General features: G+C 61.8%; 11 protein-coding genes. All 11 read right to left on the reverse strand.

Annotated elements, in window-relative coordinates:
* Positions 1–6: 6 nt before the first annotated feature.
* On the reverse strand, positions 7–1,578 hold the full coding sequence (gene urtB, locus AACX99_RS16350) for an urea ABC transporter permease subunit UrtB (protein ID WP_339413433.1): 1,572 nt from the start codon (positions 1,576–1,578) through the stop codon (positions 7–9).
* Between the two features lie 159 nt (positions 1,579–1,737).
* The gene (gene urtA / locus AACX99_RS16355) at positions 1,738–3,003 is read right to left on the reverse strand and encodes an urea ABC transporter substrate-binding protein (RefSeq protein ID WP_339413436.1); all 1,266 of its coding nucleotides are present in this window, start codon (positions 3,001–3,003) and stop codon (positions 1,738–1,740) included.
* Between the two features lie 97 nt (positions 3,004–3,100).
* Positions 3,101–3,832 (reverse strand): GntR family transcriptional regulator, encoded by a 732-nt coding sequence (locus AACX99_RS16360; protein WP_339413438.1) that lies wholly within the window; start codon positions 3,830–3,832, stop codon positions 3,101–3,103.
* Between the two features lie 4 nt (positions 3,833–3,836).
* The gene (gene atzF, locus AACX99_RS16365; protein WP_339413440.1) at positions 3,837–5,639 is read right to left on the reverse strand and encodes an allophanate hydrolase; all 1,803 of its coding nucleotides are present in this window, start codon (positions 5,637–5,639) and stop codon (positions 3,837–3,839) included.
* A gap of 192 nt (positions 5,640–5,831) precedes the next feature.
* Complete coding sequence (locus AACX99_RS16370; protein WP_311089400.1) at positions 5,832–6,428, reverse strand: MarC family protein; 597 nt, start codon at positions 6,426–6,428, stop codon at positions 5,832–5,834.
* A 72-nt stretch (positions 6,429–6,500) separates the two neighbouring features.
* A complete protein-coding gene (locus AACX99_RS16375) occupies positions 6,501–9,281 on the reverse strand; it encodes a hybrid sensor histidine kinase/response regulator (RefSeq protein ID WP_339413443.1) in 2,781 nt (926 codons plus the stop codon).
* Between the two features lie 113 nt (positions 9,282–9,394).
* On the reverse strand, positions 9,395–10,684 hold the full coding sequence (purD, locus tag AACX99_RS16380) for a phosphoribosylamine--glycine ligase (RefSeq protein ID WP_339413445.1): 1,290 nt from the start codon (positions 10,682–10,684) through the stop codon (positions 9,395–9,397).
* A gap of 198 nt (positions 10,685–10,882) precedes the next feature.
* The gene (gene purH / locus AACX99_RS16385) at positions 10,883–12,502 is read right to left on the reverse strand and encodes a bifunctional phosphoribosylaminoimidazolecarboxamide formyltransferase/IMP cyclohydrolase (protein ID WP_339413447.1); all 1,620 of its coding nucleotides are present in this window, start codon (positions 12,500–12,502) and stop codon (positions 10,883–10,885) included.
* Between the two features lie 89 nt (positions 12,503–12,591).
* Positions 12,592–12,912, reverse strand: coding sequence for a DNA-binding transcriptional regulator Fis (fis, locus tag AACX99_RS16390; RefSeq protein WP_339413449.1), 321 nt, complete (start codon positions 12,910–12,912; stop codon positions 12,592–12,594).
* Complete coding sequence (dusB, locus tag AACX99_RS16395) at positions 12,909–13,907, reverse strand: tRNA dihydrouridine synthase DusB (protein WP_339413451.1); 999 nt, start codon at positions 13,905–13,907, stop codon at positions 12,909–12,911. Before dusB ends, fis begins: the two co-directional genes overlap by 4 nt.
* A 179-nt stretch (positions 13,908–14,086) precedes the next feature.
* A complete protein-coding gene (locus AACX99_RS16400; protein WP_339413453.1) occupies positions 14,087–15,424 on the reverse strand; it encodes a DUF3426 domain-containing protein in 1,338 nt (445 codons plus the stop codon).
* Positions 15,425–15,436 lie beyond the last annotated feature (12 nt).

Consider the following 15,436-nt stretch of genomic DNA (forward strand, 5'->3'; position numbering starts at 1 on the left):
TCTGGCTCAATCGATCACCCGTCCTTTCAAAGCAAACAGACCTTGCGGGCGTTTCTGAATAAACAGAATGATTAGCGCGAGGATAAGGATCTTGCCGAGTACGGCACCGATCTGCGGTTCGAGAATCTTGTTGGCGATACCCAGACCAAAGGCCGCCATCACGCTACCGGCCAGTTGGCCGACGCCGCCGAGCACCACCACCAGGAACGAGTCGATGATATAGCTCTGGCCGAGATCGGGACCGACGTTGCCGATCTGGCTCAGGGCCACGCCGCCGAGGCCAGCGATACCGGAGCCGAGGCCGAAGGCGAGCATATCCACCCGGCCCGTCGGCACGCCGCAGCAGGCGGCCATATTGCGGTTCTGCGTCACGGCACGGACGTTAAGGCCGAGACGGGTCTTGTTCAGCAGCAGCCAGGTCAGCACCACCACAAACAGGGCGAAGCCGATGATCACGATACGGTTGTACGGCAGCACCAGATTCGGCAGCACCTGAATACCGCCAGACAGCCAGTAAGGGTTGGCCACTTCGACGTTCTGCGCGCCGAAGATCATCCGCACCAGCTGGATCAGGATCAGGCTGATGCCCCAGGTTGCGAGCAGGGTTTCCAGTGGGCGACCGTAGAGGTGGCGAATCACCGTGCGCTCAAGCGCCATGCCAATGGCGGCAGTGACGAAGAACGCCACCGGCAGCGCCACCAGCGGGTAGAGCGCCAGAGCTTCCGGGGCGAAACGCTGGAACAGCACCTGCACCATATAGGTGGAATAGGCGCCGAGCATCAGCATCTCGCCGTGGGCCATATTGATCACCCCGAGCAGGCCGAAGGTGATGGCCAGGCCCAGCGCCGCCAGCAACAGAATCGAGCCGAGCGACAGGCCGCTAAAGGCCTGGCCAAGGATCTCACCGATCAGCAGTTTGCGTTTGACCTGGGCCAGGCTGGTTTCCGCGGCGGTACGCACTGTCGGGTCACTTTCCACGCTTGGGTCGAGTAGCGCTTCCAGGCGGGTGCGGGCCAGTGGGTCGCCGGTTTCACCGAGCAGGCGCACGGCGGCCAGACGCACGGCCAGGTCGCTGTCGACCAGCTGCAGGTTGGCCAGGGCCAGGGTCAGGGCATCGCGCACGGCATCATCGGTTTCGCTGGCGACCTGGGCGTTGAGCAGTTGCAGCTGCGCCGGTTTGGCACTCTTTTGCAGTTGCTGGGCGGCAGCCAGGCGCAGCGCCGGGTCATCGACCAGTAGCTGGTGGCTGGCCACGGCGGTGGCGATCAGGCCGCGCAGGCGGTTATTTAGGCGCAACTTCTTCGGCGTTTCGAGTGGCTGTGCATCGCCTTCGGTGGGCTGATAGCTGCCGGTGGTTTTGATAAAGGCGGTCTTGCTGCTGTCGGCGGCGACGCGGCCTTGTTGCAGGGCTTCGAGCAGCGGCAGGCGCGCGGCATCCGGTGCGGCGGACCAGCTTTCCAGCAGGTTGGCCTGCTTGGCCGGGTTGGCGGCGACAAAGTCCTGGGCGTCACCGGCGTGCGCAGCCAGGGGCAGCAACAACAGCAGGCTCAGCAGAATTCGGGTAAAGGCAGTGGGCATGGGGCTTCCTTGGCGTAGCCCGGATGTAATCCGGGAGCAGTCTTCCCGGATTACATCCGGGCTACAGCGACCCTCTCCCCCGCCCCCTCTCCCGCAATCGGGAGAGGGGAGGCAAACACGCTTAGCGCGTCACCACATTCAGGAGAGAGGGCTTTTGCCTTAGTTCGACTTGACCGCGTAATCCGGCTTCTTGTCGTTGCCTTCGATATACGGGCTCCACGGCTGAGCGCGGACCGGGCTGCTGGTTTCCCAGACCACGGAAAACTGACCGTCGTCCTGGATTTCACCGATCATCACCGGCTTGTGCAGGTGATGATTGGTCTTGTCCATGGTCAGGGTGTAGCCGCTTGGCGCAGCGAAGGTCTGGCCATAGAGCGCAGTGCGCACTTCATCGACATCGGTGGTGCCGGCTTTTTCCACGGCCTGGGCCCACATATGGATGCCGACGTAAGTGGCCTCCATTGGGTCGTTGGTCACAGCCTTGTCGGCGCCTGGCAGGTTCTTGGCTTTAGCGTAGGCCTTCCACTTGGCGACGAATTCGGTGTTGACCGGGTTTTCCACGGATTGGAAGTAGTTCCATGCTGCCAGGTGACCGACCAGTGGCTTGGTGTCGATGCCGCGCAGTTCTTCTTCACCCACGGAGAAGGCCACGACTGGCACGTCGGTGGCTTCCAGGCCTTGGTTGGCCAGTTCCTTGTAGAACGGCACGTTGGAGTCGCCGTTGACGGTGGAGATCACCGCAGTTTTGCCGCCCGCGGAGAATTTCTTGATGTTGGCGACGATGGTTTGATAGTCGCTATGACCGAACGGGGTGTAGACCTCTTCGATGTCCTTCTCGGCCACGCCTTTGCTGATCAGGAAGGCGCGCAGGATCTTGTTGGTGGTGCGCGGATAGACGTAGTCGGTGCCGAGCAGGAAGTAGCGCTTGGCCGCGCCGCCGTCTTCGCTCATCAGGTACTCGACCGCCGGAATGGCCTGTTGGTTAGGCGCCGCGCCGGTGTAGAAGACGTTCGGCGACATCTCTTCGCCTTCGTATTGCACCGGGTAGAACAGCAGGCCGTTGAGCTCTTCAAATACCGGCAGCACGGATTTGCGCGACACCGAGGTCCAGCAGCCGAACACCACATCGACCTTGTCCTGGGTCAGCAGCTGACGGCCTTTTTCGGCGAACAGTGGCCAGTTGGAGGCCGGGTCAACCACCACGGCTTCCAGCTGTTTGCCATTGACGCCGCCCTTGGCGTTGATTTCGTCGATGGTCATCAACGCCATGTCTTTCAGCGAGGTTTCCGAAATGGCCATGGTGCCGGACAGCGAGTGGAGGATGCCGACCTTGATAGTCTCGGCGGCCTGCACGGTCCAGGTCATGCCCATGGCGGCGATGGAAGCGGATAGGGTAAAGGCCTTGATCAGATTGCGACGTTGCATGGTGCGATCTCCATTCACGAACTTAAGTGTTTGAGCTGCTGGTTTTTAGTTGTTTGTCTGGCAGTTAAAACAGGTTCCGCCCCCTAGGGTCTTCACCTCAGGTCCTCACCTCTGGTGCCGGCATGGTGCGCTGACGCGCGCTATGCAGCATGTGCAGGGTGATCTTGCGCACTTCCGCCTTGCTGACCTCTATATGGGTCTTGAGCAATAGCTGTGCCTCTTCGCATCGGCGCGACAGGATTGTCGCGAGAATTTGTCCGTGTTCCTCGTAAGTGGCCGTCACCCGTGGGCCCTGGGTGAAGTCCAAGCGCCTGATAATGCGGATCTTCTCGCTGACCTCGGCGTGCAGGCGGGCCATTTCGCGATTACCAGTGGCTTCCACCAGCAGGCAATGAAAGCGCTCATCCAGGCGTGAAACCTCGCGGCCATCCTGTAAGCGTTGCTCGGGTTGCACCAACCAGGTGCGCTTGAGTTGCTCAAGGACAGCGGATTGCTCGTCTTGGGGGCGTTCGCACAAACGCCGCACGGCTTCCATTTCGAGGACGATGCGCACCTCGTACAGCTCCTCGAAATGCGCGAAGTCGAACGGCTTGACCTGCCAGCCGCTGCGGAAATACACCTGCAGATAATCCTCTCGCTGCAGCCGATACAGAGCCTGGCGCACCGGCGTACGGCTGACCGCCATGCGCTCGGCGATCTCTCCTTCGGAGAAGCGATCACCGGGCAACAGGCGGAACTCGAAGATGTCGTCCTTGAGCTGTTGATAGATGCGCTCGGCGAGATTCTCCGGACGCTCCTTGCCGGTGCTGGGTGTGCCGCTCAGCTGCATGGATTCAGCCCTGCTGCTGGCTGGCGATAAATGCGCGCCAGCCGCCAAAGCTGGTGATATCGCGCGCGCCGTTCAGGGCGTACGGCTCGCAGATAAAGCCCTTGACCCAGCGACCGTCGGCCAGCTGCAGGTTGCCAATACCTAGCGGTGCGGGAATTTCCGCGACAAATTCGCCAAAGCGCGCCTGGGGGATATCCCACAGCTCAACGATGATCGCCGCGCCGTCCTCGGCCACCCGCGCCAGGCCCGGTTTCGGCGGCACGGTGCCCGGTAGGGCATACAGACGATACGTCGCGGCGCTGGTGGTTTGCTCAACCAATACGGCGTCGCGGCTGGTGAGCTGGAAGTTCAACGGCATGCCGGTCAGGTGCGCGCCGACTACGGCGACACGCACGCTGCCGTGGGCTGGTTTGTCGCTCGGCGTTTGTGCGGGCAGTGCTTTGCCAGTGGCGCCCAACGACAGGTTGAGCGCCTGCTGCCAGCGCTGGCCAAAGGCGGCGAGTGCCTGGTCGTGCCAGGCCGGAGCGATCAGGGTGATACCGGCTGGCAGGCCGTCGGCACGCATACCGGCGGGTACGGCCAGGGCCGACAGATCGGCGAGGTTGGTGAAGTTGGTGTAGGTGCCGAATTGGCTGTTAAACAGCACGGGTTCTGCGTCCATCTCAGCGAGGCTGCGAATGGTCGGCGAAGTCGGTACCACCAAGGCATCGAAGCCGGCCAGGATGTCGTTGATCTTCCGGCTGAGTTCGGCGCGGATATATTCGGCCTTGTAGGCATCGCAGGCGCTGTATTTATGGCCGTTCTCGACGATGCCGCGCACTACCGGGTTGATATGCTCGGGATTAACGCCTGCCAGCGCCACCGTGCGTTCGGCGACCCAGCTGCCGTAGTAGAGCTGCTCGGCCAGTTGCTGGAATGGCGTGAAATCGATTTCCACCAGATCAGCGCCCAGTTCGCGCAGTGTGCCCAGGGCCTGCTCAAACACTGCCTGGTTCTGCGTATCGCCAAAGAACTCGGGGTTGCTCGGCACCGCCAAACGTGGCTTGGCTGGCATGCCGACCTTGGCGCTATTGGGGTTCTTGCGGCTGTAGGGATCGGTCGCGTCATAGCCGCCGGCGATCTGCGCCACGCTCAGGGCATCGCTGACGGTCAGGGCAAAGACCGAGATGCAATCGAGGGTCTTGCAGGCCGGCACCAGGCCGCTGTTGGATAGCCAGCCCTTGCTCGGTTTGAGCCCGACAATATTGTTGAAGCCCGCTGGAACGCGGCCGGAGCCGGCGGTGTCGGTGCCGAGCGAGAACGGCACCAGGCCCCGCGCCACCACGCTGGCCGAGCCGGAGCTGGAACCGCCGCTGACGTAGTCCGGGTTAAAGCTGTTGCACACCGCGCCATAAGGCGAGCGGGTACCTACCAGGCCGGTGGCGAACTGGTCGAGGTTGGTCTTGCCGATCAGGATGGCACCCGCGGCGCGCAGCTTGGCCACCACCGTGGCGTCGGTGGCTGCGGTGTAGGCAAACTCCGGGCAGGCGGCGGTGGTCGGCCAACCAGCTGCGTCGATATTGTCCTTGACGGCGAAGGGCACGCCGTACAGCGGCAGCTTGCTTGGCTCGCCGCCAGCAGTGTCGAGTAGCGCTGACAAAGCATCGAGCTGGGCATTAAGTTGCGCTTCGCTGGCCAGGGCGATCCAGGCGTTATCCGCTGTGCTGAGTTCGAGGCGCAGGCTATGCAGCAGTTCGGCGGGTGATTGGCCGTCGCGGTAGGTCTGTTGCCAGTCGGCGAGGGTGAAGGCGATAGGCGCGCTGGACATGCTCTGAATTCCATCTTGTATCCAAGTGATGGAATGCCTAGAGCAAGCCGGGTGCCAGGTTTATCAAACTGATCTATTTCAATGAGTTAGCCGCGTGCTGCGGCTTTTCAGAGGGCGGCGCAGAACGATTTGTGCACCGCGGCGGGGCCGATTGCCAGCTTATGGTGCAGCCCGAAGTGCATCCGGGCGGTGTCAGAGGGCGAGGTAGTTCTTTACCCCGGTAAAGATGATCTGCGCAGCCAGGGCGCAGACAAACAGTCCCATCAGGCGGCTGACGATCTGTAGGCCCTGATCGCCGAGCAGGCGCTCGAACTGGTTGGACATATACAGCACCACGCCCACCGTAAGGCTGGCCAGGGCGATACCCAGCACGGCCACGGCTTTATCGCCCCAGTCGGGTTGGCTGGCGCCCATCAGCAGCAGCGCACCGATGGTGCCGGGGCCGACGGTGAGCGGGATGGTCAACGGCACGATGGTCACGTCCTGTTGCACGTTATCGCTCTGCACCGCCGATTTGCCCTGGGCCATGCCGAGGGCCGAGATAAACAGCACGCTGCCGGCACCGATGCGGAAGGCGTCGATGGTGATGCCGAACAGGGTGAAGATGTGTTTGCCGAACAGGTACAGCAGTACGCTGGCGATCAGCACGCCGGCGGCGACCTTCCAGGCCAGGCGCTTGCGCTCCTTGACCGTGTAGCCGCGGCTCAGGCCGATAAAGCACGACAGCACGAAGAACGGGCTATAGAGCACCAGCAGTTTCAAATACAGGCTGAACAGCGCGGACGCCATGAACAAGACTCGCTTGGCAAAAGAACAGGCAGGGTAAGAGGGTAATGGCCCAGGGGCAACCCGGACTGTCGATCAGGACGGCAGGGCGTCACGTTGGCGGCGGATCTCCCGTTCGACGACCCAGTGTTCGATCAACTCACGCAGTTGCGACATTTCCACCGGCTTGGACATATGCCCGTCCATACCGACCTGGCGCGCGCGCTCCTTGTGCTCGTTGAGGATATGCGCGGTGAGCGCGACCACAGGCGTGCGTGCGCGCTGTTCGGCGGCTTCCCAGGCGCGCAGCTGCTCGGTGGCGGAGAAGCCGTCGAGCACCGGCATTTCGCAGTCCATCAGCACCAGATCGTACTGCTGCGCCTTCATCGCGCTGAGGGCTTCTTCGCCATTGCTGGCGGTGTCGGGCTGTAGGTTGAGCTTGCCGAGCATGCCGCGGATCACCTTGGTGGAGATGGTGTTGTCCTCGGCCACCAGAATGCGGAAATCATTGGGCACGTTCAGCGGGGGGCTCTGTGGCACCGGATTGAACATTGGCGAATCACCTTTACCGCGCTGCGCCAGTTCATCGGCCAGGGTGGTTTTCAGCGTGTAGCCGGCCACCGGCTTGGCCAGGATGCGTTTGATCCCGGCGTTGCGCGCGATGATCTTGCTCGGTGCATTGCTGATGCCGGTAAGCATGATCACCAGAATGTCGTGATTGAGATTGGCATCTTCCTTGATCCGCGCCGCCAGCTGCATGCCGGTCATACCAGGCATATGCTGATCAAGCAGTACGGCATCGAAGTACTCGTGCAGGTGCGCTTTGGTGCGCAACAGGGCCATGGCTTCTTTGCCCGACGGCACGGCGCTGACCTGCATGCCCCAGGCGCTGCATTGTTGCACCAGAACCTTGCGGCAGGTGTCGTTGTCGTCCACTACCAACAGGCGCGCGCCTTGCAACGAGGCGTCCAGGTCGGCGGTGGGTTGTTCCAGGCGCGTGGCGTCCAGTGGCAGGGTCAGCCACAGGGTTGAACCCTGGCTGCCGCCACTCTGGATGCCGAACTCGCCTTCCATCAAACGCACTAGCTGGCGGGCGATGATCAGGCCGAGGCGGCCGCCGAGTTTGGTCGCGGCGAGGAAGTCCTTGCTGTGCAGTTCGGCATTTAGCAGTGCGTCGCGCTCGCTGGCATCCAGCGGCTTGCCGCTGTCCTGCACGGCAATCCTCAGGCGCGGCTGCTCGGTATTAGTGTCGAGGGCCACGACCAGAAGAATTTCGCCTTCGTCGGTCTGTTTAAAAGCGTTGTCCAGCAGGCTTAGCAGGGTCTGGCGCAGGCGCGTGGGGTCGCCGCTGATCACCCGTGGCACTTGTGGCTGCATAAAACTGATCAGTTCGACCTTCTGCTGCTCGGCCTTGGCGCGGAAGATATCCAGACAGTCTTCGATCAGCGCGTTGAGGTCGAACTGCACGTCATCCAGCTCGATCTGCCCGGATTCGAGCTTGGAGATATCAAGAATTTCGTTGATCAGGGTGAGCAGCTCGTTGCCCGAGCTATGGATGGTCTGCACGTAGTCGCGCTGCTTGGCCGACAACGGCGTGCCGAGCAGCAGTTCGGTCATGCCCAGTACGCCATTCATGGGGGTGCGGATTTCGTGGCTGATCTTGGCGAGAAATTCCGCCTTGGCTTTCAATTCGGCGGAGCTGGCGGCGAGGGCGCGGCTGGTGCTGAACTGGTCCTGCATGATGCGTCGCTGTCGTTCACTCAGCGCCATGCTGAGGATAAAACCGCTGGCGGTGGTCACAGCGAGCAGGCCGTAGGCCATCCACTCACTCTGCACCGCCCAGTAGCCGAAGAGGATCGGCAGAGCGCAGATAAAGGCCACACAGAACAGCAGCACAGCCAGGCTGAACAGCCGCGCCGGCTTGTAGCCATGGCGCCAGTGAGTCAGCGATACCATGAGGATAGTCAGGCCGGCGACGGCGTTGAGCAGATAGACCAGTTGATTGAACTGCAGATTGGTCGCCACCAGCAGTGCCACGCAGACCAGGCCGATCACCACCACTTCACCGGTGAGCAGATGGTTCAGCGACGTGCTCGGGCAGACTTTATGGAAGAAACTGGCGGTAAAACACAGGGCGCAGAGGGCGGCTAACAGCATCGACAGGTTGGCGATCTGTGGCTGCAGGCTTTGCCACTCATTGAGCCAGGGCGTGCTGATACCGAGCAGGCTGACCACTGCAATCAGCTGACAGACCTGGGTAGCTGCCAGCCACAGACCGCTGGCTGCACGGGTGTAGGCAAAACGCACCAGGTTGTAAGCCACTAGCATGCCGAGGCAGCCAAGCAGCAAGCCAAACATCAGTGGGCGATTGTCATCAGCGACCATTGCCTGCGCGCTCTGCAGGGTAATGCTGGGCCGCAGCGAGTGTTCCGAGGCCAGTCGCAGGTAGATATCCAGCGGCTGTTCGGCTTTGGGCAGTGGCAGGAGGAAATCGCGGCTGGCCAGCGGTCGGCTGGAAAACGGCAGGTTGCTGCCGGTGTGCGCCTGCTCGATCAGCGTGTCGCCTTGCAGTACATACAGGTCGAGATAAGCCAGGTAGGGCGCGAATACCCGCAGCATCTGTGCGTCAGTGTTGGCCGGCATACGGTGATGCAGCCACAGTGCGCTGTTGCCGCCGGGGGTGTAAAGCTGGGTAAGGTCGGTGGAACGGAACTGCGCCTGGCGCTCGGGGCTGCTGACATCATTGAATTGCAGCTCGGCGGTCGGGTCGGTGAGGCTTGACCAGGATGCCTGCGGCGCTGCCTGAGCCGACGCTACGGTGAGCGCCATCAGCAGAATGCTGAGTAGCAGGTGGGTGGCAATCCTCAGCCGGCGCACATTGAAGTCCCTTCAGAAATAAGTGGTCGGATTATAGCCAAGCTGTTCGCGAGGGAAATATGACAAAGGTGGCCAATTGGTCACCTTTGCCGGGTTTTACCTTCTATTTACCTTCACTTATCCCCGCGTTCGCGGGCAATGGCGCGGTAACCGATATCGTTGCGGTAAAAGCTACCGCTCCAGCTGATCTTTTCGGCCAGGCGATAGGCCTGTTGTTGGGCTTCCTCAACCGTGCGACCAATGGCGGTGGCACAGAGTACGCGGCCGCCGGCGGTGACGATCTGACCGTCCTTCAGCGCGGTGCCGGCATGGAAGACCTTGCCTTCCAGTTGCGCGGCGGCCTCCAGGCCTTCGATCACATCACCCTTGGCGTAATCGGCCGGATATCCGCCGGCGGCAATCACCACGCCTACTGTCGGGCGCGGGTCCCAGGTAGCTTCAACCTTGTCCAGAGCCTTGGCCAGTGCAGCTTCGACCAGCAGCACCAGGGAAGATTCCAGGCGGCACATGATCGGTTGGGTTTCCGGGTCGCCGAAGCGGCAGTTGAACTCAATAACTTTCGGCTTGCCGGCCTTGTCGATCATCAGCCCGGCGTAGAGGAAGCCGGTATAGACGTTGCCTTCGCTGGCCATGCCGCGCACGGTCGGGTAGATAACTTCGTCCATCACTCGCTGATGCACCTCGGCGGTGACCACCGGGGCCGGCGAGTAAGCACCCATACCCCCGGTGTTCGGGCCGGTATCAGCGTCGCCAACGCGCTTGTGGTCCTGGCTGGTGGCCATTGGCAGCACGTTTTCACCGTCGACCATGACGATAAAGCTGGCTTCTTCGCCATCGAGGAATTCCTCGATTACCACGCGCGAACCGGCGTCGCCGAAGGCATTGCCAGCGAGCATATCGCGCACGGCGTCTTCGGCTTCTTGCAGGGTCATGGCAACGATCACGCCTTTACCCGCTGCCAGGCCGTCGGCCTTGATCACGATTGGCGCGCCGACTTTTTGCAGGTAGGCCAGGGCCGGCTCGACTTCAGTGAAGTTCTGGTAGTCGGCGGTAGGGATTGCGTGACGAGCGAGGAAGTCTTTGGTGAAGGCCTTGGAACCTTCCAGCTGCGCGGCGGCGGCGGTTGGGCCGAAGATGTCCAGCTTGCGGGTGCGGAACAGATCAACAACGCCTTTAACCAGCGGCGCTTCCGGGCCGACGATGGTCAGCTGCACGTTCTTTTCAGCGAAGTCCGCCAGCTGTTCGATGGCCAGTACGTCGATGGCGACGTTTTCGCATTTGGCTTCAGTCGCAGTGCCGGCGTTACCCGGGGCGACGAAGACTTTGTTGACGCGCTTGTCCTGCGCCACTTTCCAGGCCAGGGCGTGTTCACGACCGCCGCTGCCGATGATCAATACGTTCATGTTTCTCTCCCAATGGAGGCCGGCGTATGGCCGTTTGGTGGATAAGCGAAGCGTTATCCACCCTACAAATTTCGAGGTCGCGATCGGGCTGGTAGATGCAAGGCGTCTGGCCCTTCACCCAGCGGAGTTGCCTTCTGGCAATGAGCATGGGGGGAGGGCCGGACAACGCCGCAGATGCCTGTCCGAGTGCGGCCGATTTTAGTGCCTAAAGTGACGCATGCCGGTGAAGACCATGGCGATATTGGCTTCGTCGGCGGCGGCGATGACTTCCGCATCGCGCATCGAGCCACCTGGCTGGATCACCGCTGTGATGCCATTGGCCGCAGCGTTGTCCAGGCCGTCGCGGAACGGGAAGAAGGCATCGCTGGCCATGACCGAACCGGCAACCTGCAGGCCGGCGTGTTCGGCCTTGATTGCAGCAATACGCGCGGAGTTGACGCGGCTCATCTGGCCGGCGCCGACGCCGATGGTCTGGCGGCCTTTGGCATAGACGATGGCGTTGGATTTGACGAACTTGGCCACTTTCCAGGCGAAGATCAGATCATGGATTTCCTGCTCGGTCGGCGCACGCTTAGTGACGATCTTCAGGTCTTCCGCCTTGATCATGCCGATATCACGGCTCTGCACCAGCAGGCCGCTGTTGACGCGCTTGAAGTCCCAGCCAGCGCTGCGCTCGGCTGGCCACTCGCCGCATTCCAGCAGGCGCACATTGGCCTTGGCCGCAACCACGTCGCGGGCGGCCTGGGAGATTTTCGGCGCGATGATTACTTCGACAAACTGACGCTCGACGATGGCCTGGGCGGTGGCACCGTCCAGCTCACGGTTGAAGGCGATGATGCCGCCAAAGGCCGATTCGGTATCGGTGGCGTAGGCCAGCTCATAGGCCTGGCGGATGCCGCCTTCGCTGTCCAGGGCCACGGCCACGCCGCACGGGTTGGCGTGCTTGACGATGACGCAGGCTGGCTTGACGAAGCTCTTCACGCATTCCAGCGCGGCGTCGGTGTCGGCCACGTTGTTGAACGACAGTTCCTTGCCTTGCAGCTGCACGGCGGTAGCGATGCTGGCTTCGCCTTCGCCCTTCAAGGCGCCGGCTTCCACGTAGAACGCCGCGCTCTGGTGCGGGTTCTCGCCGTAGCGCATTTCCTGGGCCTTGATGAACTGGCTGTTAAAGGTGCGCGGGAAGGCGCCACGCTCTTCGGTGGACAGGCTGTCGCGGCTCTGGTCGATGGTGCCCAGGTAGTTGGCGATCATGCCGTCGTAGGCAGCGGTGTGCTCGAAGGCTTTCAGGGCCAGGTCAAAGCGTTGGGCGTAGCTCAGGCCGCCGGCTTTCAGGGACTCGACGATGCGGGCGTAGTCGCCAGCGTTGACCACGATGGCCACATCTTTATGGTTCTTCGCGGCGCTGCGGACCATGGTCGGGCCGCCGATATCGATGTTTTCGATGGCGTCGGCCAGGTCACAGCCAGGCTTGGCCACAGTGGCGGCGAAAGGGTAGAGGTTGACTGCAACCAGATCGATCGGCTTGATGCCGTGCTCGTCCATCACTGCGCCGTCAATGGCGCGACGGCCAAGAATGCCGCCGTGGATCTTCGGGTGCAGGGTCTTGACGCGACCGTCCATCATTTCCGGGAAGCCGGTGTAGTCGGCCACTTCCACAGCAGCGATGCCGTTGTCCTTGAGCAGCTTGTAAGTGCCGCCGGTGGAAAGGATTTCCACATTCAGGGCGACGAGCTCGCGGGCAAACTCAAGGATGCCGGTCTTGTCGGAAACGCTGATCAAGGCACGGCGAACGGGGAGGCGGGTGGTCTGGTCGGTCATTTCAGAATCCATCAGAGCAGAAGTATTGGCAAAGGCGTTATCAGCAAAAAAGGCGGCTCATGTGGGCCGCCCTTTTCGGGAGTTCGGGGTTACAACAGGTCGTATTGCTTGAGCTTCTTGCGCAGGGTGCCACGATTCAGGCCGAGCAGCTCGGAGGCCTTGGTCTGGTTGCCCTTGACGTAATTCATCACGGTTTCCAGCAGCGGCGCTTCCACTTCGGTGAGCACCAGGTTGTACACGTCACTGACGTCTGCGCCCTCAAGATGGGCGAAATAATTGTGCAGGGCCTTCTCAACACTGCCGCGCAGGGTTTGTCCCTCTTCGCTGGGCGTATTGAGGTGCTGCTTCAAACTGCTGTTGTCTCTCACGGGAGCCATTCCACTCACTAAGGTCTCAGTCAACATCGTCATGCGGCCACCCCTTCTCCATTGTTATGACGTTCGCTGAAGAACTCGCGAACGTTGGTGCACTGCGCGTCCGTACTGTCCAGACGATTGAATTGGGCGCGGAACTCCCTGGCGCCCGGCAAGGTTGCGAGATACCAACTGACATGCTTGCGGGCAATACGTACGCCCATTACATCGCCGTAGAAGGCGTGCAGTGCAGCCAGATGTTCAAGCAGAATGCGTTCCACCTCACACAGGTTGGGTGCCGGGAGTTCTTCACCGGTACTCAGGTAATGCTCGATCTCACGGAATATCCACGGCCGGCCCTGTGCCGCGCGACCGATCAACAGGCCATCGGCGCCAGTGGCGGCCAATACGGCCTTGGCCTTTTGCGGCGAGTCGATATCGCCATTAGCCAGCACCGGAATCGACACCGCCTGCTTGATCGCGGCGATGGTGTCGTACTCGGCTTCGCCCATATACAGGTCGGCGCGAGTGCGGCCATGCACGGCCAGCGCGACAATGCCGGCGTCTTCGGCGATCTTTGCCACAGCGATGCCGTTCTTGTTCTCACGGTCCCAGCCGGTGCGGATTTTCAGGGTCACCGGCACATCCACGGCGGCGACTACGGCTTGAAGAATCTTGCGAACCAGCGTCTCGTCTTTCAATAGGGCAGAACCAGCAGCCTTGTTGCAGACCTTCTTGGCCGGGCAGCCCATATTGATGTCGATAATCTGTGCGCCCATTTCCACGTTGCGTCGCGCAGCCTCCGCGAGCATCTCGGGATCACCTCCGGCGATCTGTACCGAGCGTGGCTCGGGATCACCGCTGTGCATCATGCGCAGGCTCGACTTGCGGGTATTCCACAGGCGCACATCGCTGGTGACCATTTCCGACACCACCAGGCCCGCACCCATACGCTTGCACAGCTGTCGAAACGGCTGGTCAGTGACGCCCGCCATAGGGGCGAGGATCAGCGAGTTTGGCAATGTGTAGGGGCCGATGCGTAGCGCCGACATAGGGCTTCCCTGCTCAAGAGACCTGCTGTTGAACAAATAGGAGAGTGCGAAAAAGGGTGGGCATGATACCCGCTCTGGATGACCGGAGAAAGGCTGTTTTGAACAAATTCTGAACAGCTCTGGGCTTATCGCGAAGGGTTTGGTTGCGGTGGATTTTCAAGCAATCCACTGGGTGCAGGCTATTCCGGCGAATGGAAGCTCAGGCTGTAGTTCACTGCCTGCGTGCCTGGGTCGAGGATGTCCAGGGAGATGTGAATAGGCGTCTGCGGCGGCATTTCTGAGTTGCCGGCCAGCTCTCCAGCAAGGTATTCGCTGGGTTTGAAGCGACGGCTGGCGAGCAGCTGGCCGTTAATGTCGGCAAAGCGCATTTCCAGCAGCGGGAAGGGCTGGGAGAACGCCGCGCGGTTGTAGAGGATGGCGTCGACCACCAGTGCGCCGCTGAACTCCGGGTGGCTGCGCACCACCAGGTTGCTGCTCTTGACCTGAGTGATGTCGACTTTGGACGGCAGCTGGCAGCCGACCGCCGGGCAGAATTGCTCGAACCAGGGGCGGTATTGATCTTGGCGCGCCAACTCATTGAAGTGATACATCACGTACTGCCCGGCAAGCGCGGTAGCACCCAGAAAATTCAGCAGGCCCCAGCCGATCCAGCGGCCCCAGGGCTTCTTCGGCTGTTGCCAGTCCAGTTGCAGCGGCTCGTCATCCAGTTCGAACAGGTGCTCGTCACGCAATTCGGGCTCGCTGCGCGGGGCCTTTTTCGGCGCTTTTACGGCGGGCTCTTCATCGGCCGGGCTGTCTGTCAGAGCGCCAAAGGGCTCGCGCTCGGCGTGCAGCTCAATGTGCTCGATTTCTGGCTCGGGATGGCGGCGGTCGAGGGTGTTGAGGTCGAGCGACGGTTTGTCATCGGGCTCGTCGACTGGTTCGGGTGTTACGGGTGGCGTGGCCGGGCGTGCTGGGGGCGTCAGCGGCTGAGGTTTGGGGCTCAGGATGGCGGTGGGCTTGCTCAGCTCATCCTGCAGCAGGGCTTCGGCCCAGCGCTCGTCGTGCGGGTCGTGCTCTATCGGTTCTGGCGCCAGAAAGTTTTCGGCGTATTTGGGCGCGCTATCAATCGCCAGGAACTGCTTGGACAGCTGCTGTTCCTGGGCTTCGAGCTTGGCCAGTTCTTCATCCAGGTCGAGGCTGTCGAGGTCCAGGTCGTCATGGATCCACAGCGTGTCGCCGGCTTTGTTGCTGGCAGGTGCGGCTGGTGCTGCAGGGCGCGCGCTGTGTACGGCTGGCTGCGGTGATGGTGGCGCGGCCGTTTTGCTGGGTTGTGGCGCCGGCGTTGGCGCAGCTGCTGGCGTCGCCGTCGCCGAGCCGGGCAGTTGCTGGCCCTGCTCACGCAGCTGTTGCGCGGCATTGAACACATGCAGGCAGGCTCCGCAGCGCACGGCACCATGGGCGGCACCCAGCTGCGTGAGGCTCACGCGAAAGCTGGTGCGGCAATGGGGGCACTGGGTGACGAAGCTCTGGGTCATGCGGCGATCCGG

The sequence above is a fragment of the Pseudomonas sp. EA_35y_Pfl2_R5 genome, assembly GCF_963970805.1.
Lineage (GTDB): Bacteria > Pseudomonadota > Gammaproteobacteria > Pseudomonadales > Pseudomonadaceae > Aquipseudomonas.